The sequence below is a fragment of the Sulfitobacter sp. HNIBRBA3233 genome, from assembly GCF_040149665.1.
GTDB classification, from domain to species: Bacteria; Pseudomonadota; Alphaproteobacteria; order Rhodobacterales; family Rhodobacteraceae; genus Sulfitobacter; species Sulfitobacter marinivivus.
On the sequence record NZ_JBEFLP010000001.1, the window covers coordinates 176,523 to 195,297 of the forward strand.

The 18,775-nt window shown below is 65.6% G+C and carries 17 protein-coding genes; 9 read left to right on the forward strand and 8 right to left on the reverse strand.

Annotation, left to right across the window (positions count from 1 at the left end; translation table 11 throughout):
• Positions 1-18: 18 nt before the first annotated feature.
• Positions 19-414 (reverse strand): DUF6524 family protein, encoded by a 396-nt coding sequence (locus tag ABMC89_RS00900; RefSeq protein ID WP_349564237.1) that lies wholly within the window; start codon positions 412-414, stop codon positions 19-21.
• 154 nt (positions 415-568) lie between these two features.
• On the opposite strand from ABMC89_RS00900, the gene ABMC89_RS00905 reads away from it, so the two are divergent.
• On the forward strand, positions 569-1,861 hold the full coding sequence (locus ABMC89_RS00905; RefSeq protein WP_349564239.1) for an adenylosuccinate synthase: 1,293 nt from the start codon (positions 569-571) through the stop codon (positions 1,859-1,861).
• A 98-nt stretch (positions 1,862-1,959) separates the two neighbouring features.
• Positions 1,960-2,196, forward strand: coding sequence for a DUF2842 domain-containing protein (locus ABMC89_RS00910; RefSeq protein WP_349564241.1), 237 nt, complete (start codon positions 1,960-1,962; stop codon positions 2,194-2,196).
• A 114-nt stretch (positions 2,197-2,310) separates the two neighbouring features.
• Here the strand turns inward: ABMC89_RS00910 and ABMC89_RS00915 are convergent, their stop codons facing one another.
• Positions 2,311-4,803 (reverse strand): chemotaxis protein CheA, encoded by a 2,493-nt coding sequence (locus ABMC89_RS00915; protein WP_349564243.1) that lies wholly within the window; start codon positions 4,801-4,803, stop codon positions 2,311-2,313.
• 138 nt (positions 4,804-4,941) lie between these two features.
• On the opposite strand from ABMC89_RS00915, the gene ABMC89_RS00920 reads away from it, so the two are divergent.
• Positions 4,942-5,634 carry a thiamine diphosphokinase gene (locus ABMC89_RS00920; protein WP_349564245.1) on the forward strand — a complete coding sequence of 231 codons (693 nt, stop codon included), beginning with the start codon at positions 4,942-4,944 and terminating at the stop codon, positions 5,632-5,634.
• Here the strand turns inward: ABMC89_RS00920 and ABMC89_RS00925 are convergent.
• The 4 genes from ABMC89_RS00925 to ABMC89_RS00940 form a co-directional block, all read right to left on the reverse strand.
• On the reverse strand, positions 5,573-6,490 hold the full coding sequence (locus tag ABMC89_RS00925; RefSeq protein ID WP_349564247.1) for a DMT family transporter: 918 nt from the start codon (positions 6,488-6,490) through the stop codon (positions 5,573-5,575). The two genes, ABMC89_RS00920 and ABMC89_RS00925, sit on opposite strands and share 62 nt — an antisense overlap.
• A 103-nt stretch (positions 6,491-6,593) precedes the next feature.
• Positions 6,594-7,268, reverse strand: coding sequence for a type 1 glutamine amidotransferase domain-containing protein (locus ABMC89_RS00930; RefSeq protein ID WP_349564249.1), 675 nt, complete (start codon positions 7,266-7,268; stop codon positions 6,594-6,596).
• Between the two features lie 103 nt (positions 7,269-7,371).
• The gene (locus tag ABMC89_RS00935) at positions 7,372-8,742 is read right to left on the reverse strand and encodes an L-serine ammonia-lyase (protein WP_349564251.1); all 1,371 of its coding nucleotides are present in this window, start codon (positions 8,740-8,742) and stop codon (positions 7,372-7,374) included.
• Entirely contained in the window at positions 8,742-9,440 is a 699-nt protein-coding gene (locus tag ABMC89_RS00940) for a glutathione S-transferase family protein (protein ID WP_349564253.1), read from the reverse strand. Before ABMC89_RS00940 ends, ABMC89_RS00935 begins: the two co-directional genes overlap by 1 nt.
• Before the next feature lie 191 nt (positions 9,441-9,631).
• Here ABMC89_RS00940 and rpiA point away from each other — a divergent pair, with 191 nt between their 5' ends.
• From rpiA to hflC, 4 genes are all read left to right on the forward strand, one after another.
• Positions 9,632-10,420 carry a ribose-5-phosphate isomerase RpiA gene (gene rpiA / locus ABMC89_RS00945; RefSeq protein WP_349564255.1) on the forward strand — a complete coding sequence of 263 codons (789 nt, stop codon included), beginning with the start codon at positions 9,632-9,634 and terminating at the stop codon, positions 10,418-10,420.
• 11 nt (positions 10,421-10,431) lie between these two features.
• On the forward strand, positions 10,432-11,802 hold the full coding sequence (gene gor, locus ABMC89_RS00950; RefSeq protein WP_349564257.1) for a glutathione-disulfide reductase: 1,371 nt from the start codon (positions 10,432-10,434) through the stop codon (positions 11,800-11,802).
• 80 nt (positions 11,803-11,882) lie between these two features.
• Positions 11,883-13,097, forward strand: a complete 1,215-nt coding sequence (gene hflK / locus ABMC89_RS00955) for an FtsH protease activity modulator HflK (RefSeq protein WP_349564259.1) — start codon at positions 11,883-11,885, stop codon at positions 13,095-13,097.
• Complete coding sequence (gene hflC / locus ABMC89_RS00960) at positions 13,097-14,059, forward strand: protease modulator HflC (RefSeq protein ID WP_349564261.1); 963 nt, start codon at positions 13,097-13,099, stop codon at positions 14,057-14,059. The genes hflK and hflC overlap by 1 nt, the downstream gene beginning before the upstream one ends.
• A gap of 135 nt (positions 14,060-14,194) precedes the next feature.
• Here hflC and ABMC89_RS00965 read toward each other — a convergent pair whose 3' ends face one another.
• Entirely contained in the window at positions 14,195-15,565 is a 1,371-nt protein-coding gene (locus ABMC89_RS00965; RefSeq protein WP_349564263.1) for an aspartate aminotransferase family protein, read from the reverse strand.
• Between the two features lie 262 nt (positions 15,566-15,827).
• Here ABMC89_RS00965 and ABMC89_RS00970 point away from each other — a divergent pair, with 262 nt between their 5' ends.
• Complete coding sequence (locus tag ABMC89_RS00970) at positions 15,828-17,306, forward strand: DegQ family serine endoprotease (protein ID WP_349564265.1); 1,479 nt, start codon at positions 15,828-15,830, stop codon at positions 17,304-17,306.
• A gap of 226 nt (positions 17,307-17,532) precedes the next feature.
• Positions 17,533-17,943, forward strand: a complete 411-nt coding sequence (locus ABMC89_RS00975; RefSeq protein ID WP_349564267.1) for a GFA family protein — start codon at positions 17,533-17,535, stop codon at positions 17,941-17,943.
• A gap of 142 nt (positions 17,944-18,085) precedes the next feature.
• Here ABMC89_RS00975 and ABMC89_RS00980 read toward each other — a convergent pair whose 3' ends face one another.
• The gene (locus ABMC89_RS00980; protein ID WP_349564269.1) at positions 18,086-18,643 is read right to left on the reverse strand and encodes a peptidoglycan-binding domain-containing protein; all 558 of its coding nucleotides are present in this window, start codon (positions 18,641-18,643) and stop codon (positions 18,086-18,088) included.
• Positions 18,644-18,775 lie beyond the last annotated feature (132 nt).

The following is an 18,775-nucleotide window of genomic DNA, read 5'->3' on the forward strand; positions in this document are numbered from 1 at the left end:
CCCCGCCCACCGTCCCGGTCAGGTGTCGACATCATCCACATCCGCCTGACCCGACAGCGTGCGCCGCACGATCGACCAGCTGAGCCCGATGGCGAGTACGAGGCTGAGCACCACAAGGCCGAGCCACAGATTGAAGCTGGGATTGTCGAGATTGATCAGGCCCAGATCCGCCGCCACCCAGATCAGCGCGGCGACGAGCGCCGCCACCAGCATCATCCCGAGGATGCCGATGCTGCGCAGCGAGGCGCGCAGGTAGATGATGTAGCCGACCAGCAGAATCAGCCCGATCAGCACCGCGATGGACAGGTTCATGTGTCCGTAGCTGCGCACCCACTGCACATAATTGTACTCGGTCGGGTTGAACGTCGCCGCCAGCAGCAAAAACGCCCCCAGCCAGCGCAGTAGAAAGCCCATCGATCCCCTCCGTTCCCGTACCTCGGCGGGGACTATCCGCGCCCCATCGCCGAAAGTCTACCTTTTGCGGTTTTCCCGGCGGCGCCGGGCCGCTATGAGGGGCGCGGGTTTGAAAACGCGCGCGGGCGCTCCCCGTCTTTTTGAGAGGATCATCATGGCCAATGTTGTTGTCGTAGGCGCACAGTGGGGCGACGAGGGAAAAGGCAAGATCGTCGACTGGCTGTCCGAGCGGGCCGATGTGATCGCCCGCTTTCAGGGCGGCCATAACGCGGGCCACACTCTCGTCATCGACGGCGAGGTGTTCAAGCTGAGCCTGCTGCCCAGCGGCATCGTGCGCGGCGGCAAGCTGTCGGTGATCGGCAACGGCGTTGTGCTGGATCCGTGGCACCTGGAAAAGGAAATCGCGCAGCTGCGCGGGCAGGGTGTGACCATCACGCCCGAAACGCTGATGATCGCCGAGAACACGCCGCTGATTCTGCCGATCCACGGCGAGCTCGACCGCGCGCGCGAAGCACAAAACAGCGTTGCCAAGATCGGGACCACGGGCCGTGGCATCGGCCCCGCCTATGAGGACAAGGTCGGGCGCCGGTCCGTGCGGGTGGCCGATCTGGCCGACGATGCCACGCTCGAGATGCGCGTGGACCGCGCGCTGGTACATCACGACGCGCTGCGCCGGGGTCTGGGCCTCGATCCCGTGGACCGCGACAGGCTGCTGGCCGATCTGCGCGCCATCGCGCCCGTGGTTCTGGAATATGCCGCACCGGTGTGGAAAGTGCTCAACGAAAAACGCCGCGCGGGCAAACGCATCCTGTTCGAGGGGGCGCAGGGTGCGCTTCTGGACATCGATTTCGGCACCTATCCCTTCGTCACCTCGTCGAACGTGATCGCGGGGCAGGCGGCAACCGGCACCGGAATCGGACCGGGCTCCATCGATTTCGTGCTGGGCATCGTGAAAGCCTATACCACCCGCGTGGGCGAAGGCCCGTTCCCCGCAGAGCTGCACGATGCCGACGGCCAGCGGCTGGGCGAACGCGGGCACGAGTTCGGCACCGTCACCGGACGCAAGCGCCGCTGCGGCTGGTTTGATGCGGTCCTCGTGCGCCAGACCTGCGCGACATCGGGGGTGAACGGCATCTCGCTGACCAAGCTTGACGTGCTCGACGGGTTCGAGACGCTGAAAATCTGCGTGGGCTACGAGCTCGACGGCAAGCGGCTGGACTATCTGCCGACGGCAGCGGACCAGCAGGCGCGCTGCACGCCGGTCTACGAGGAAATGCCGGGCTGGTCGGAATCGACCGAAGGCGCGCGCAGCTGGGCCGATCTGCCCGCCGAGGCGATCAAATACGTGCGCCGTGTCGAGGAGTTGATCGAATGTCCGGTGGCATTGCTGTCGACCTCGCCCGAGCGCGAAGACACGATCCTTGTCACCGACCCCTTCGCGGACTGAGCCCGTCCGACGGACGGCAGCGCGGGCGACGCGGTGTCGCAATTGATCGCGCTGCGATCTGCGACATCTCTGACGCAGAGGCACCGAAAGGAAATATCATGGCTCTGAGTTACAAGGCCCGCCGCCGCTGGTCGCTGTTCGTTCTGCTGGTCGGCCTGCCGGTCTACATCGTGGCGGTCATCTGGATCATTGCGCAGTTCGACAGGCCGCCCTTCGCGCTCGAAGTCGCGATCTACGTGGCGTCGGGGGTGATCTGGGCCTTCCCGATGAAGGCGATCTTCAAGGGGGTCGGGCAGGCCGATCCCGACGCGCCGCAAACCCCGGACGACCGCTGACACCGCGAGAGCGGACGCGCGGGTCTTGCGGCCTGCCTGTCCGGCGCGGTGTTCTGAAAACGCAAAAGGGCGCACCCATCGGTGCGCCCTTTGTGCCGGTTCCGGCGAGACCGCTCAGCCCGCCACGCGGTTGTCCGGCTTGAACCCGATCTGTTCGGAGGCCTGGAAACGGCCGCCCTTGATCTTCTCGATCTTGCCCTCGCGCAGCAGTTTTCCGAACGACCGCAGGCCGTCCTCGCGGGTAAATTCCTCTTGCTCCACCAGACGCACCTTGGACATCAGCTGCGGGCGCGAGAACTGCTGGTGACCTTCGACGAACGACAGGTAGGCGGCTGCCGCTTCGAGCAGTTCGGAAAGACCCTGCGCGCCCATTTCCTCGGCAAAGCTTTCGAAGCTTTCCGCGTCGGTGCCTGTGTCCGTCGGTGTGTTGTCGACCACCGCTGCGACGCGGCGCGGACGCACCGGGCCGCTCAGGCGCGGCTTGTCGACGTCGATGCGCTGTTCTGCAACCAGCTTCAGCGGCGCCGGGCGCGGCTCTGGCGGGCGCTCGGAGCGCTGGGCCCCGGCAACGGGACGCCGCGGGCGCACCACATTGGCCAGATCGTCGCGGTAGGGCTCGTCGCTCTTGTCTTCCGACGGCGCGGCGCCCACGGCCTCGTCCGCCTTTTTGGCGGCAACCGCGGCGCGCAGGTGGGCAAAGGCATCGCGGCGCGTGGCGCTTTCGGGCTCGCTCATCTGGCTCTTGGCTTCGTCCATCAGGCGGCTGAGGTCATCTTCGGCCGGTTCGGCTGTGCCGCCGAATGCGTCCTCTTCGTCGGCCGCTTCCTCGCGGCTGTCCGCAAAATCGTCCGCATCGTCGAATTGCGCATCGTGATCCCCGGCATCCTGTGACGCGAGATGCTGCGCCTGCGCGGGACCGCCGATTTCGGCTTCAAGCTCGGCCAGTTCGCGGGCGAGTTCGGCTTCGGCTTCGTCGCTCAGCGTCGAGCGGTCGGCAAGCGGTGCCTTGCGCAGCACTTCACGCGACGGGGCGGCGGAGGGTGCAGCCGCCTCGGCAACCTCTTCGGCGGTGTCGTCCTCGTCGTCGTATTCCTCCAGTTGGCCGGCCTCGATGGCGGCCTCCAGCGTGGCGCGCTTGACCTTGAGCACACGGGTGCGCGGCGCGCGGGGCGCTTGCGCCGCAGGTTCCGCGGGCGCCTCGGGGGCGGTGTCGTCTTCGAAGACATTCTCGCCCGTGGTCCGGTTTTCGGCCTCGTCGGAGGCGGTGTCATCGGTGTCGTGTTCCATCAGCGCCGACAGGATATTGTCCGTGTCGTCGTCGTCCCCGTCTTGGGGCGCGTCGGCCTGCGCGACGTCGGCATCGGCGATGTACTCGTCGTCCAGCGCGTCGTCGTCCTCGGCCTCTGCGCGCGCGTCGAAGTCGTCGTCCTCTTCCTCGTCGTCTTCTTCGTCGTCGAGGCTGGCGAGGATGCTGTCGGAAAAGTCGACTTCGTAGGCGCTGTCGACGGCATCATCGGCGGCTGCCGCAAGGCCGGCATCGTCTTCTTCCTCGTCACCGGCATCCGCATCCAGACGTCCCAGCAGCGCGGCCAGATCGTCCTCTTCGCTGTCGGAGTCCCCCTCGTCGGTGGCGTATTCCATGTCGTCCGCGTCAAAGGCATCCTCGATGTCGCGCACGGTGGCGGAAACGATGTCGGCGCGCGATTGCGCTGTTGTCTCTTCAACCGGTGTCGGTTCGACACGGGCGGTCGCAGACTGGGCGCCGGGTGTCTCGGCGTGCTCGTCCTCGGTGTAGCCGTCGGCTTCCTCGTCGCTTTCCTGACGGGAGACCACGGCACGGATGCGCTTGAGCTTTTCTGCAATGCTGCCCATCGTGGCGGCGCTGCGGGCGTCTTCCTCGGCGTCCTGATCTTCGGGTGCCGCATCCGCGATATCGTCTGCTGCCTCTTCTGCGAGGTCCGCGTCGGCGAAGAAAGCCTCGACCTTGTCGTCGGGCAGGTCAGGCACGATGTCGGCGTCCGCATCGGCGTCCGGTGCGGGGGCGGCTTGATCTGCCTCGGTGTTGTCGGTTGCGGCCTCTTGCGCATCCGCCACGTCGATTTCGGGCGCGGAAGCGGGGTGTTCCGCTGCGGCTTCGGGGGCGGCATCGGCTGGCACATCCTGGACCGCTTCCGGAGCTGGCGCAGGAGCCGGCTGCACCTCTTCGTACTGGTCCCCGGCATCGTCAGGCTCCGACGTGGCCAGCGCCGTGGCGTTCTGCTCCACCCGGTCCTGAACGGCTGCGGGCGCATCGTGCTGAAGGGCCGGCGCGGCGGCTGGCGCGCGGGCGCTCTCGCTCCGCGCATCGTCATCACGCTGCGCGGACAGGACGATCCGGCCTTCGTCATTGCGCGCCTCGACGTGGCGCGATATTTCGCGCTGGGCGATACGGGCCAGCATCTGAGCATCGGGTTGTGGCGGTTCCGCGCCGAAGTAGCGGTCATCCGCTGCCAGATCACGGAAATATTCGGCAATTGCTTTCATCGTCCCGAAAGAATCATCGAAACCTTCGAGGGTGCACGAAAATGTGCCGTAAGAAACGGTAAGAATCTTGTTGTTATTGATCATCGGATGCTCGTCCTCTGCGTCTTTGCACTGAGCGGTTTACCATGATGGTCAAGTCTTTAGCGGCTCGAAACAAAGCCGCCTACGGTGTGTTTTTGTGTCCATATTGTGGTCTGTCCCCAAAAACGGCAAAGAGAGCTCATGTCCCACGCTATTGTTCACAGTTCCGATCCAATCACGCTTGTAGGTGGGGGGGAAGGTACATCCGAAGACATTGCCGAGGCGTTAACCCTGGCGCCGACCATCGTGGCGGTTGACGGCGGGCTGTCGCGGGCGCTGGCCGCAGGCATGATGCCGGACGCGGTGATCGGCGATATGGACAGCGTCCCCCCGGAGGCGCTTGCCCGGATGCCGCAGGACCGGCAACATCTATTCAGTGAACAACAAACCACGGATTTCGACAAGGCCCTGCGCCATATCGAGACCCCGCTGGCAATCGGTGTCGGGTTTTGTGGCGGTCGCATCGACCACCAGCTTGCGGCCTATCACACGCTGCTGGCCCATCCCGACCGTCCCTGTATCCTGATCGCCGGAACGCAGATCGCCGTGCTGGCGCCGCCTGCGGTGACATTGTCCTTGCCCGAAGGGGCGGCGGTATCGCTGTTCCCGCTGGTGCACTGCACGGGGCGCTCGACGGGGCTCGACTGGCCCATCGACGGTCTGGCGTTCGCCCCCGGTGAGTTTATCGGAACCTCGAACCGCGCCACGGGCGGGGCTGTGACGGTGACGATGGACGGGCCGGGGATGGTGCTGATCCTCGGGCGCGCGTATCTCAGACAGGTGGTGGCGTGCTTCTTGCAAGGCGGCGCGCGATGGCCTGCTCGCGCGCGATGACGTAGACGCCCGCGCCCACGGTGATCGCGATGCCGATGGCGGCGATCCGGTCGGGCAGTTCGGCAAACAGCCACCAGCCGATCAGCGTGGCAAACGGGATTTCCAGATACTGCATCGGCGCCAGCGTGGCACTGGGCGCAAAGCGCAGCGACCATGTCATCATGAGGTGGGCGAAAGTGCCGAGAGCCCCCAGCGCGAAAAGCAGCGGCCAGTCGCCCAGCACCGGCGCGAGCCGCAGGGCGGGCATGTCAAACAGGCTGCCGACAATCAGGATCGGCACCAGCAGTCCGCAGGCCATCAACCCGCTGAGCGCTTGCAGGGCGATGGGGTCGGTTTCGCGGGCGATCTGGCGGGTGGTCAGCATGAAGAGCGCAAAGTTCACCGCAACGGCCATCGGCAGAAAGGCGATCCAGCCCACGTCGATGAAGCTGGGCTGCACCACCATCAACGTCCCTGCGAAGCCGACAGCGCAGGCGATGGCGCGGCGCAGGCCGACCTCTTCGCCCAGAACGTAATGGCCAAGCAGCAGCATCACGAAAGGCATGACGAAAACGATGGCGATGGCGTCGGCGAGGGGCAGATATTGCAGGGCTGTGAACATACCGCCGATGCCGAGGATGTGCAGCACCGTGCGCTGCCACGCCAGCCGCAACACGCGCCCCCGCAGGCGTATCGGCCGTGCGCTCGCCCAGACCAGCGGCAGCAGCAGCGCCGATTGCACGGCAAAGCGCAGCAGGACAAGCTGCCCCAGCGGGACGGTATCGCCCAGAAGCTTCGCGATCGCGTCGCCGAGCGGCGCGAGGATGCAAAATCCGAGCATCAGCGCGATGCCGAGGGTGGGTCTGTCCGCTATCATCGGACGACACTAGGAGCGCGCCATCTGAGCCACAAGAGGGGGGCGGAAAATGAGAAAGCCGGGCGCGCGGGCCCGGCTTTCGTAGGTGATCTCTGGCAAGTGCTCAGAGAAGTTTCAGCAATGCCTCGGCGGCTTCCTCGGAAGAGGCGGGGTTCTGGCCTGTCACCAGCTTGCCGTCGGTCAGCACGAAGCTCGCCCAGTCGTCGCCCTTCTGATAGTTGCCACCGTTCGCCTTCAGCATGTCCTCGACGAGGAAAGGCACCACCTCGGTGAGGCCCACGCCTTCTTCTTCGGTGTTGGTAAAGCCGGTGACGCGCTTGCCGCTGACCAGCGGCTTGCCGTCCGTGCCCTTGGGGTGCTTGAACACCGCCGGTGCGTGACAGACCGCGCCGATGGGACGGTCGGAGGCTGCGAAAGTCTCGATCAGTCGGATGCTGTCGGCGTCCTCGGCCAGATCCCACAGCGGACCGTGACCGCCGGGGAAGAACACCGCGTCGAAACCTGCGGCGTCGATCTCGGACAGCTTTTGCGTGTTGGCCAGCGCCGCGTTCGCGGCGGCATCGTCCTTGAAGCGGCGTGTCGCGTCCGTCTGCGCATCCTCGCTGTCCGAGTTGGGGTCCAGCGGGGGCTGGCCGCCCTTGGGAGAGGCCAGTGTAATCTGCGCGCCCGCGTCTTTCAGCTTGTAGTAGGGGGCCGCGAATTCTTCGAGCCAGAAGCCGGTCTTCTTGCCGGTGTTGCCAAGATCTTCGTGGGACGTGAGGATCATAAGAATGTTCATGGTGTCTCCGATTCCGGTAGGTCGTGAAAATTGGGCCGCGCGGTGCGCAGCCTTCACGAGACCCAACGGCAAAGCGGCCGCGGGCGTTCCGCCTGACGGGGCGTCAACAGTTCGGAACGTTGACCGCAAGCCCCCCGAGCGAGGTTTCCTTGTACTTCTCGCTCATGTCGGCGCCGGTCTGGCGCATGGTTTCGATACAGGCATCGAGCGGCACCAGATGCGTGCCGTCGCCGCGCAGGGCCAGTGACGCCGCCGAGACCGCCTTGATCGCGCCCAGCCCGTTACGCTCGATGCAGGGCACCTGCACCAGACCCCTGACCGGATCGCAGGTCATGCCGAGGTGATGCTCCAGCGCGATTTCGGCAGCGTTCTCGACCTGCTCGGGGGTGCCGCCGAGGACTGCACAAAGCCCCGCCGCCGACATCGCCGCAGCCGAGCCGACCTCGGCCTGGCAGCCCGCCTCGGCCCCCGAGATCGAGGCGTTGAATTTCACCAGCCCGCCGATGGCGGCGGCGGTGAGCAGGAAATCCTCGATCCGGTTCTCGGACGCGCCCGGCACATGGTCGAGGTAGTAGCGCAGGACCGCCGGCATGACACCCGCCGCCCCGTTGGTGGGCGCGGTCACCACCTGCCCGCCGGCGGCGTTTTCCTCGTTCACGGCCATGGCGTAGACACTCATCCAGTCGTTGATGGTGTGCGGGGCCTGCTGGTTCATCCCGCGTTCGGCCTGCAGCGCGTCGTGGATTTTCTTGGCGCGGCGTTTGACGCCAAGCCCGCCGGGCAGGATGCCATCGGTTTCCAGCCCGCGCTGGATGCAGTCGTTCATCACCTGCCAGAGCCGTTTCGATCCCGCACGCAGGTTCTCCGCACCGCCGCGCGATTCCTCGTTGGCGCGTTTCATCTCGGCGATGGTCTTGCCGGATGCGCGGGACATCTCGAGCATCTCGGCGGCGGATTTGAACGGGTAGGGAACCGGCGCGCCTTCGTCGGTGTCCTTGCCGGCGGCCAGTTCCGCCTCGGTCATCACGAAACCGCCCCCGATGGAATAGTAGACCTCGCGCAGGGTCACGTCACCCTGCGCATCGGTCGCCATGAGCATCATGCCATTCGCATGACCGGGCAGTTTCGTGTCGTAGTCGAATATGATGTCGGTGGACGGGTCGAAACGCAGCGGCGTGCCGTCGACGTCGATCACTCGGGCCTCCTCGATCCTTTTCAGGATCTCCTCGGCGCGGTCGGCGTCATAGGTGTCGGGGGTGAACCCCGCCAGCCCGAGGATAGTGGCGCGGTCGGTCGCGTGGCCGACGCCGGTGAAGGCGAGGCTGCCGTGCAGCGACGCGCGCAGGCCCGAAAACCTGAACGGCGACGCGCGCATCGCGTCGAGAAACCGCGCCGCCGCGACCATCGGGCCCATGGTATGGGACGACGAGGGGCCGATGCCGACCTTGAACATCTCGAAAACGGATAGAAACATCAGAGCGCACTGCCTTCGGGTGGATCGGGATAACGGGGAGAGGTGAAAGGTGTCGGGCCCAGGCCTTCGGCGGCCTGCACGGCGGCGGTTATCTCGCGCGCCTCGAGTGCCGCGCAGATGGCGCGAAGGGCAGGGGTCTGCGACAGGTCGAACCAGTCGCGCGACACCCCGGCGGGGTAGAGCGCGCACCAGCGCAGGCAGCAGGCCACGTAGAAATCAAGCGCGCCGTGGACGTGCCCGAACCAGTCCGGCGCGGAGGCTGCCAACCGGTCGAGATGTCCCAGCGCCGTTTGCACCTGTTCCTGCACGCCGCTGCGCAGGCGGGCGTGACAGGCGCTGTCGGGGCCGACGAAATTCTGTGGATAGAACATCATGCGCAGCAGGGGATGCAGGGTGTTGGAGACGTAGAACAGCCATTTCAGATAGGCCGCGCGCGCGGGCGATTGCGGGCCGGGGCCGAGACCGCCGTGCGTATCGCCCAGCCACAGAAGGATCGCGCCCGTCTCGAACAGCGGCCCCTGCGGGGTCTCCAGCGTCGGGATCAGCCCCACGGGGTTGAGCGCAAGGTACGCCGTGCCGCGCTGGGCGGCGCTGCGGCGGTCGACGAGCGATGTGTGGTAGGGGCAGCCCAGATGCTCCAGCGCGAGCCGGACGATCAGGGAGGCATTGTCCGGCGCGTAGTGGAGCAGGTACGTCATGCCCTGCACCTACGGCATTTGCGGGCGTAGCCCTTGCCGGAATACGACCATGCGCCACGCAAATCGGTCATCCCCCCGCCCGCGCCTGCGCCCCGCGTCAGAAGGCTGCGGTAAAAACCGCGTCGCCCCCCTCGCACACCGGGGCGATTGGCCCTATACCTGCGCGCAATAAGCACCTTTGGAGTAGCTCAATGTCCGGAGAACTGTCGCCCATCGACAAGGCGAAATTCGTGGCCGCCAAGCGCGCGGCGCAATTTGTGGAGGACGGCATGCGCGTCGGCCTTGGCACCGGATCGACCGCCGCGTGGCTGGTGCGCTGTCTGGGCGAGATGGTGCGCGACGACGGTCTGAAAATCCGCGGCGTCCCGACATCGAGCCGCACGGCGCAATTGGCGCGCGAGGTGGGGATCGAGGTGATCTCGCTCGACGAGGCGAAATGGCTGGACCTGACCATCGACGGGGCGGATGAATTCGACGGGGATCTGAACCTGATCAAGGGCGGCGGTGGTGCGCTGTTGCAGGAAAAGATCGTCGCGACCGCTTCGGACCAGATGGTCGTGATCGCCGATGTCGGCAAGGAGGTCGAGCATCTGGGCGCCTTCCCGCTGCCGGTCGAGGTGATCCCCTTCGGCTGGCAGACCACGCAGGCGCTGGCCGAGGAGACGCTGATCTCGATGGATGTGCTGGGCCGGTCGAGCACGCTGCGGATGAACGGCGACCGCCCCTTCGTCACCGACGAGGGGAACCATATCCTCGATCTGCACCTCAAGCGGATCGGCAACCCCCGACAGCTGGCCCTGGTGCTCAACCAGATGCCCGGCATCGTGGAAAACGGGCTCTTCATCGACATCTGTGACACGGTGGTGATCGGCTACGGGGATGGAAAGGTCGAGGTGCGGGACATAAATGAAGGCACTGTCGCGACAGAGCGGCTGGATTTCGTTGAAAGCGACAATCTGTTTTCCGATTTAAGTGACTGAAAGGGCCCTTGATGAGTGATGATTTCGACTACGACCTCTTTGTGATCGGCGGCGGGTCCGGCGGCGTGCGCGCGGCGCGCGTAGCCGCCAGCGAGTACGGTGCGAAAGTGGCCCTTGCCGAGGAAAGCCGCTATGGCGGGACCTGTGTCATCCGGGGCTGTGTGCCCAAGAAGCTGATGGTCTTCGCGTCGGAATACCGCGATACCTTCAGGGATGCGGCCAGCTATGGCTGGGATGTGCAGGACGGCCCGTTCGACTGGACGAAGTTCTCCAAGAAGATGCGTGGCGAGCTGGACCGGCTGGAAGGCATCTATCGCAATCTCCTGAAAAACGCCGGCGTCGAGACCTTCGATTGCCGCGCCACGGTCAAAGACGCGCATACTGTCGCGCTGTCCTCGGGCGAAGAGAAGACGGCCAAGCACATTCTTGTGGCCACAGGCGGGCATCCGGTGCGGCCACCGGACCTTGAAAACGCCGAGCTGGGGATCGTGTCGGACGATATCTTCAATCTCGAACGGTTGCCCAAGTCGATGCTGATCGTCGGCGGCGGATACATCGCCTGCGAATTTGCCTGCATCCTGCACGGTCTGGGTGTCGAGGTGACGATGTATTTCCGCAAGGCGCAGATCCTGCAGGGCTTTGACGACGAGGCCCGCGGGCTGATCGCCGAACAGATGCGCGCACGCGGCATCGCGATGCACGCGGGCGCCATCATCGCCGAGATGGATCAGGCCGACGGCGGCATCCGCGTGAAATCAACGCAGGGGCAGGAGACCGTCTTTGACCAGGTGTTCTTTGCCACCGGACGCAAGCCGAATACCGACGGTCTGGGACTTGAGGAGCTAGGCGTGAAGCTGGGGCGCGGCGGTGCCGTGGAAGTGGACGAATACAGCCAGACCGCCGTGCCGTCGATCTACGCCATTGGCGACGTCACCGACCGGGTGAACCTGACGCCCGTGGCGATCCGCGAAGGCATGGCTTTCACCAGCACGGTTTTCGGCTCTGATCCGACGCCGGTGGACCACGAATTGGTCCCCTCGGCCGTGTTCACCCAGCCCGAAATGGGCACTGTCGGCAAGACCGAGGAAGAATGCGAGGCCGACGGCGACGATTTCGAGATCTACGCCACCACCTTCAAGCCGATGCAGACCGCCTTTGCCGGACGCGAGGACCGGGTGCTGATGAAGCTGATCGTGGCCCGCGAAAGCCGCAGGGTGCTGGGTTGTCATATCGTCGCACCACAGGCGGGCGAGATGATCCAGATGGTGGGCATTGCAATCAAGATGGGTGCAACAAAGGAGCAATTTGACGCGACCTGCGCTGTGCATCCTACAATGGCCGAGGAAATGGTCACAATGCGCAACCCTGTACGGACATCTTGATTTCGGGCGTTCAGTACACAGGTTGGAACCAACGAAGGAAGCGTCGCGCAAGGCGGACGCTGTGAAAGGGAAGAGAATTTATGGCTGGCAATACGGGCGGTCCTTGGGGCGGAGGCGGAAACTCTGGTGGCAATAACGGCGGCGGCAATGGTGGAAACCAGGGCGGCAACCGGCCCCCGAGCGGTGGCGGCGGTGGTGACAAACCCCCGATCCCCGAGATCGACGAGCTGGTCCGCAAGGGGCAGGAACAGCTGCGCGTCCTGATGGGCGGCGGCGGTCGGCGCGGCACCAACGGAACCGGCGGCGGCTCCGGCGGTGGCGGTGGTCCTGTTCTGACACGCGGAACAGTGGGCATCGGCGCGCTTGTCGCTGTGGCGGCGTGGCTTTTCGCCTCGACCTACACGGTGCGGCCCGAACAGCAGTCGATCGAGCTCTTCCTCGGCGATTTCTCGGGCATCGGCACCGAGGGTCTGAATTTCGCCCCCTGGCCCTTCGTCACCCACGAAGTGTTCGACGTGACGACACAGCGGACGGAAACGCTGGGTGTCAGCCGTGGCGGTAACACGAACGACGGCCTGATGCTGACAACCGACGAGAACATCGTCGACATCGATTTCCAGGTGGTCTGGAACATCAAGGACGCGGAGCATTTCAAGTTCTCGCTGCGCGATCCCGATGCGTCCGTCCGGGCGATCTCGGAATCCGCCATGCGCGAAGTCATCGCCCAATCCGAGCTTGCGCCGATCCTCAACCGTGACCGTGGTCTGGTCGAGGAAACCGTGAAGACGCTGATCCAGACAACGCTGGATAACCGCGAAACCGGCATCAACGTGCTGCGTGTGAACGTCAACAAGGTCGACCCGCCAGAGCGTACTGTCACGGTCACCGATGCCAATGGTGGCACGACGCAGGTCTCGGTGGTTGACGCCTTCCGCGATGTGCAGGCCGCCGAGCAGGAGCGCGACCGTCTCGAGCGTCAGGCCGATGCCTACGCCAACCAGAAAACAGCCGAGGCACGCGGTGAAAGCGCGCGTCTGCTGGAAGCGGCCGAAGGTTACCGCGCCCGCGAAGTGAACGGCGCGATCGGTGAGGCAAGCCGCTTCGAGGCTGTGCTGGAGGAATACGCGGCAGCACCAGAGGTGACGCGCAAGCGTCTGTATCTCGAGACGATGGAAAAGGTCTTCGGCGATGTCGACAAGATCATTCTTGAAAACAACATGGGCGGTTCCAATGGCGGGCAGGGTGTCGTTCCCTACCTTCCGCTGAATGAACTGCGCCGCGGAGGATCGAACTGATGAAAAAGACAAGTTTCCTGTTGCCCATCGTCGTGATTGCCGTTGCGGCAGTGCTGTCGTCCATCTTCGTGGTCGATGAGCGCGAAAAGGCCCTCGTGCTGCGGTTCGGTCAGATCAAGCAGGTGATCGTTGAGCCAGGGCTCGGCGTCAAAGTTCCGCTGATCGACGAGGTGGTGCGTTTTGATGACCGTATCCTGTCGCTCGAAACCCCCGTGATCGAGGTGACACCGGCGGATGACCGGCGTCTCGAGATCGACGCCTTCGTTCTGTTCCGCATCGACGATGTGGTCCAGTACCGGCAGGCGGTGGGCTCGGGCGGTCTGACCCGTGCAACGAACGACCTGTCGGGTATTCTGGAATCCCAGATCCGTGCGGTGCTGGGTTCGCAGGGCGTGACATCGAACACCATCCTGTCGCCCGAACGCTCGGCGCTGATGGACCAGATCCGCCAGCAGTCCGACATCCGTGCGAATGCGCTGGGTCTCGAGGTTGTGGATGTGCGGCTGCGCCAGACCAACCTGCCGGAACAGAACTTCGACGCGACGCTGGAGCGGATGATCGCCGAGCGTGAGCGCGAAGCGACAGACGAGCGCGCCCGTGGCCGCGAGGCCGCGCAGCGGGTGCGCGCGCTGGCCGACCGGACCTATGAGGAAATCCTGTCGGAAGCGCGCCGTGACGCGCGCATCATCGAGGGTGAGGCCGATGCCGAGCGCAACCGGATCTTCGCGCAGGCCTATTCGAAAGACCCCGAGTTCTTTGAATTCTACCGCTCTCTCGCGGCCTACGAGCAATCCCTGAAAGGCAGCAACTCCACCATGGTGCTGTCGCCCGACAGCGAGTTCTTCAACTACCTGCGCTCCGATCAGGGCGCCGTGGTCAGCGGTCAGGAAGACCGCGCCGCAGCGCGCGACCGTGCGGCGGCAGCGCGGGCGGACGCCAACGGGACGCAGAGCGACAACTGATCCCCGCTCCGGGTGGTATGACAACGAAAAAGGCCGGCCCCTGACGGGCCGGCCTTTCTGCTTTGCCAGCTTGGCGAAGCGATCCCTGCCGAAGAGGGCGCGGCCCGCAGGGCCCGAGCGCGCCGATGAGGCCTCCTAGCGGATGGCGCTGTCCAGCGCACCGGCCAGCGTTTCGACGATCGTCGCGATCTCCTCGGAGGTCGAGGTGAAACACGGGGCCAGCAGCGCGTGGTCGCCCGCGGTTCCGTCCGCGCAGCCCTGCGCCGGGTAGCAGATCATGCCCGCCGCCATCGCGGCCTGCTGGACCGCGCCCGCGATGTTGCGCTCGGGCGCGAAAGGCGCCTTGGTCTCGCGGTCCGCCACGAACTCCGTCGTCCAGAACAGGCCGCGCCCGCGGATATCGCCGACATGGGGGTGATCGCCCAGCCGCTCGCGCAGGGCGCGCTCCAGCTCGGCACCGCGCGCGCGGACGTTTGCCAGCAGGTCGCGGTCCTCGATTTCGCGCATCACCGCCATCGCGCCCGCGGTGGCCACGGCGTGGCTCATGTAGGTATGCCCGTTCCAGAGCTTGCCCGACCCCGCAAGGATGCCGTCACAGATCCGCTGCGCGGCCATCACGGCGGCAATCGGCTGGTATCCCGCGCCGAGCCCCTTGGCCATCGTCGTAATATCCGCCGCCACGCCTTCCTGCTCCAGCGCGAAAAGACTGCCGGTCCGGCCCATCCCGCACATCACCTCGTCCGCGATCAGCACGATACCGTGGGTGTCGCAGATCTCGCGGATGCGCCGCCAGTATCCGGCTGGCGCGGGTTGCGTGCCCAGCGACGCGCCGACCACCGGTTCCGCCACGAATGCACAGACAGTTTCCGGCCCCAGCGCCTGAACGCGGTCCTCCAGCTGCTGCGCCATCCGCTGGCCGAAATCTTCCTCGCTTTCGTCCGCATGGCGCAGCCGGTAGCCGTAGGTTGCGTCGATATGCTCCACATCGATCAGCAGCGGCGCGAAGGGCGCGCGGCGACCGGCATGGCCGCTGACAGCCAGCGCCCCGAGCGTATTGCCGTGGTAGGAGGGCGCACGGGCAATGATGTGGGCGCGGCCGGTGTCGCCCCGCTCGACGTGGTACTGGCGGGCCAGTTTCAGCGCCGCCTCCATCGCCTCCGATCCCGAGCCCAGATACATCACGCGCCCCTCGCCGGTCCCTTCGGGCGCCCGCGCGACCAGAAAATCCGACAGCTCTTCGGCCCAGGGGTTGGTGAACAGACCGGTGTGCGCATATGCCATGGTGTTGACCTGCGCGCAGATCGCCTTTCGCACGGCGGCATTGTCATGGCCCAGCGACGATACCGCCGCCCCGCCGCAGGCATCGAGATAGCGGTTGCCGTCGGCGTCGATCAGATAGGCCCCCTCGCCACCGACGATAGAGGGCTGCTCCGCCGTCAGGCTGCGGCGCAGAACATGGCTCTGGGCGGAATTTCGGCGTTGGATGGGGGCGGGGGAAATATTCATCTGACAGGCTCCGGAAAAGAAAGGCGGGACGCACCGCAGTCCGCTTTTATCATGCCAGGGCCACCCAGTCGCCCCCAAAGCGCTTCGCGCATCCGCCCGCGCGTCGACGGCAAGATCACGCCAGCGTCAGCGGCAGTTGAATTTCCACCGCCCGGATTACATGTTTTGTACTTGAGGCACCGGCGGGCACCATGCACTCTGACAGCCAAGCCGGGATCGTTCCGAAGACCGTCACGCCACGCGTTCGAACAGGAGACACCACATGCAACCCAAAGCGGTCGCCAAACCCCTTCATTCCACCTTGCCTGTCGCGCTGCGCGCCGCCTTGCTGGGGCTTCTCGCCCTTGCGATCGTGGCGCTGCAATCGGCTGCGGCACTCGCCAAACCCGAAAGCCTCGCGCCGCTGGCCGAAAAGATCAGCCCCTCGGTGGTCAATATCACCACCTCGACACTTGTCGAAGGGCGCACAGGCCCGCGCGGGATCGTGCCCGAAGGATCCCCTTTCGAGGATTTCTTCCGCGAATTCCGCGACCGCAACGAAGACGGCGCGCCCGCGCCGCGCCGGTCCTCGGCGCTGGGATCGGGATTCGTCATTTCCGAAGACGGCTACGTGGTCACCAACAACCACGTGATCGAAGGTGCGGATGAGATCACCGTCGAATTCTTTTCCGGCGAAGAGCTCAAGGCCGAGGTGATCGGCACGGACCCCAACACCGATATCGCCCTGCTGAAGGTCGAGGCCGACGCGCCGCTGCCCTTCGTCAGCTTCGGTGACAGCGACAACGCCCGCGTCGGTGACTGGGTCATCGCCATGGGTAACCCGCTGGGACAGGGGTTTTCGGTGTCCGCGGGCATCGTCTCGGCGCGTAACCGTGCGCTCAGCGGCACCTACGACGATTACATCCAGACCGATGCGGCGATCAACCGCGGCAACTCGGGCGGGCCGCTGTTCAACATGGACGGCGAGGTGATCGGCGTGAACACCGCGATCCTGTCGCCCAACGGCGGCTCCATCGGGATCGGATTTTCCATGGCAGCCAATGTGGTCACCCGCGTGGTCGACCAGTTGCAGGAGTTCGGTGAAACCCGGCGCGGCTGGCTGGGCGTGCGCATTCAGGACGTCACCGACGATGTGGCGGATGCCATGGGTCTGGAAGACGCCACCGGTGCGCTGATCACCGATGTCCCCGATGGTCCCGCAAAGGATGCGGGCCTTGCCACCGGCGATGTGATCCTGTCGTTCGACGGTGTCGAGGTTGCCGATACCCGCGCGCTGGTGCGTCAGGTGGGCAACAGCCCCGTGGGGGCGACTGTGCGCGTGATGGTTCTGCGCGAGGGCGAAACCCAGACCTTCGACGTGACGCTTGGCCGTCGTGAGGACGCCGACGCGGATACGCCGGAGGCGGAAGAGACCCCTGACACACCGGCGGAGCCCGAGATGTCTTCGATGCTGGGTCTGACCGTAACGCCGCTGACGGATGCGCTGCGCGAGGAACTGGCCGCCACGGACGAGATCGAAGGACTTGCCGTGACCGAAGTCGAGGAAGGCTCCGAAGCCTTCGAGAAAGGTCTGCGCGCGGGCGATATCATCACCGAGGCGGGTCAGGAGAAGATCACCACGATCGCCGATCTGACCGCGCGGGTCGATGCGGCGCGCGAAGCGGGGCGCAAGTCGCTGCTGCTGCTGGTCCGCCGCGCGGGAGATCCGCGTTTCGTGGCCCTGACCCTCGACGCGGAGTGATCTGCGGCGCGCGGGCGATGGCCTAAGGTCACCCGCGCGACCTGAAAAAGAAGGAGCGCCCGCCGCGCAAGCCCCGAGCCATCGGGGCTGCGGCGGGCGATTTTGAAGTGCGAAGTGCAACGACGGCTCCGTGCCCGTTTTGACCCATCTCCAACAGGCGGATACAAGGGATCAGGAAAGTGCATTCGACCGGCAGCAGGGTCTGTGCCAGTCGGAAGGAGCCTGAATGGACGACGAGCCTATCACCGGACAATGCCTTTGCGGGGTTGTGAAATTCCGCATCTCGGGAAAGTTCGAGAGCTTTTTTCTGTGCCACTGCGCACGCTGCCGCAAGGGCAGCGGGTCGGCGCATTCGGCGAACCTGTTTTCGTCGACGGCCAGCCTCACCTGGGTGTCGGGCGCGCAGAACGTGAAGACGTTCCGGCTCTCCGGTGGGCGCCATATGAGGAGCTTTTGCGCCGACTGCGGCTCCGCGCTGCCTCTGCCGCAGCCGGAGGAGGGTTTGCTTGTGGTGCCGGCAGGATCGCTCGAGAGCGGGATCGACAGACGTCCCGACGCGCATATCTGCTGGGCCAGTCGCGCCGAGTGGGACACTGACCTGGCCGCCATCGAGACGATCGACGGGCTTCCCGGCTGATCGCCAAGCCGATGATCCATTGCGGGTTTTTCGCCCGCTGGCTTCGTTTCGCTGAACCGAAATACGCCGCACGGGGCTGCGCGCTGGCGGGGCGCCTTCGGGCTTTGGCCGGTGGAGAGGGCGGTCCGGGGGCCGCCGCCGCTCAGGTCTTGCGCGGGACCGCCACGAGACCCAGATCGCGGGCCGTGTCGATCGACAGGACATCGGCGGGCAGCCCCTCGGCGGATTGTACCGCGAAGACCGCCTTGCGGGTGGCACTGTCCATATTGCCGGTGATCGGCCCGGCGTATTGTCCGCGGGCCTGAAGGGCGCGCTGAAGGCTCGAGACGAATTCGACCGTGAAGGCCGGAGGGCAGGGGATTTCGAACCATCGATCCGTGCGCGGTGTCACGATCTCCTGCCGGCTTTCCTGCCGGTAGACGGGCAGCGCTGCGATGGTGCCATCGGGGTTGATCCGGGCGGGGGTGACGAGAACCTGTTCGGTGACGGTTTCGACCACGGCCGGTGTCGGGATCTTGCCCCAGCAGGTGCCGCGCGGCGCGCCGGGCGGGGCAAGGCCGCTGCCCTGTATTACGCCGCTTTCCGACACGGATTGTCCCGTGGGGGTGGTGCAGCCGCTGGCCGCCAGAAGTGCTGCGACCAGGATGGACGCGCCCGCAGTCTTGCGCCCGGGGCGCGGAATAGGAATTGCCTGTCTCATGGCCCAATGCCCCTCGGGTCTGCTCTTGGAGCGAGCTTAGCCGGTTTGCACCGCGCTGCCCAGAGCCGCTTGGGGGCGCGGCAAAAACGCACTGGCGCGGGCGCGGCTGCTTGACTAGACAGGGGCGCGACA

Excerpts from the sequence above, each read along its gene's own strand:
- gor (WP_349564257.1), top strand. The coding sequence starts at position 10,432 with ATGAGTGATGATTTCGACTACGACCTCTTTGTGATCGGCGGCGGGTCC.
- ABMC89_RS00920 (WP_349564245.1), top strand. The coding sequence starts at position 4,942 with ATGTCCCACGCTATTGTTCACAGTTCCGATCCAATCACGCTTGTAGGT.
- ABMC89_RS00980 (WP_349564269.1), bottom strand. The coding sequence starts at position 18,643 with ATGAGACAGGCAATTCCTATTCCGCGCCCCGGGCGCAAGACTGCGGGC.
- ABMC89_RS00935 (WP_349564251.1), bottom strand. The coding sequence starts at position 8,742 with ATGTTTCTATCCGTTTTCGAGATGTTCAAGGTCGGCATCGGCCCCTCG.
- ABMC89_RS00970 (WP_349564265.1), top strand. The coding sequence starts at position 15,828 with ATGCAACCCAAAGCGGTCGCCAAACCCCTTCATTCCACCTTGCCTGTC.
- ABMC89_RS00940 (WP_349564253.1), bottom strand. The coding sequence starts at position 9,440 with ATGACGTACCTGCTCCACTACGCGCCGGACAATGCCTCCCTGATCGTC.
- ABMC89_RS00915 (WP_349564243.1), bottom strand. The coding sequence starts at position 4,803 with ATGATCAATAACAACAAGATTCTTACCGTTTCTTACGGCACATTTTCG.
- ABMC89_RS00905 (WP_349564239.1), top strand. The coding sequence starts at position 569 with ATGGCCAATGTTGTTGTCGTAGGCGCACAGTGGGGCGACGAGGGAAAA.
- ABMC89_RS00925 (WP_349564247.1), bottom strand. The coding sequence starts at position 6,490 with ATGATAGCGGACAGACCCACCCTCGGCATCGCGCTGATGCTCGGATTT.
- hflK (WP_349564259.1), top strand. The coding sequence starts at position 11,883 with ATGGCTGGCAATACGGGCGGTCCTTGGGGCGGAGGCGGAAACTCTGGT.
- hflC (WP_349564261.1), top strand. The coding sequence starts at position 13,097 with ATGAAAAAGACAAGTTTCCTGTTGCCCATCGTCGTGATTGCCGTTGCG.
- ABMC89_RS00900 (WP_349564237.1), bottom strand. The coding sequence starts at position 414 with ATGGGCTTTCTACTGCGCTGGCTGGGGGCGTTTTTGCTGCTGGCGGCG.
- ABMC89_RS00930 (WP_349564249.1), bottom strand. The coding sequence starts at position 7,268 with ATGAACATTCTTATGATCCTCACGTCCCACGAAGATCTTGGCAACACC.
- ABMC89_RS00910 (WP_349564241.1), top strand. The coding sequence starts at position 1,960 with ATGGCTCTGAGTTACAAGGCCCGCCGCCGCTGGTCGCTGTTCGTTCTG.
- ABMC89_RS00975 (WP_349564267.1), top strand. The coding sequence starts at position 17,533 with ATGGACGACGAGCCTATCACCGGACAATGCCTTTGCGGGGTTGTGAAA.
- rpiA (WP_349564255.1), top strand. The coding sequence starts at position 9,632 with ATGTCCGGAGAACTGTCGCCCATCGACAAGGCGAAATTCGTGGCCGCC.
- ABMC89_RS00965 (WP_349564263.1), bottom strand. The coding sequence starts at position 15,565 with ATGAATATTTCCCCCGCCCCCATCCAACGCCGAAATTCCGCCCAGAGC.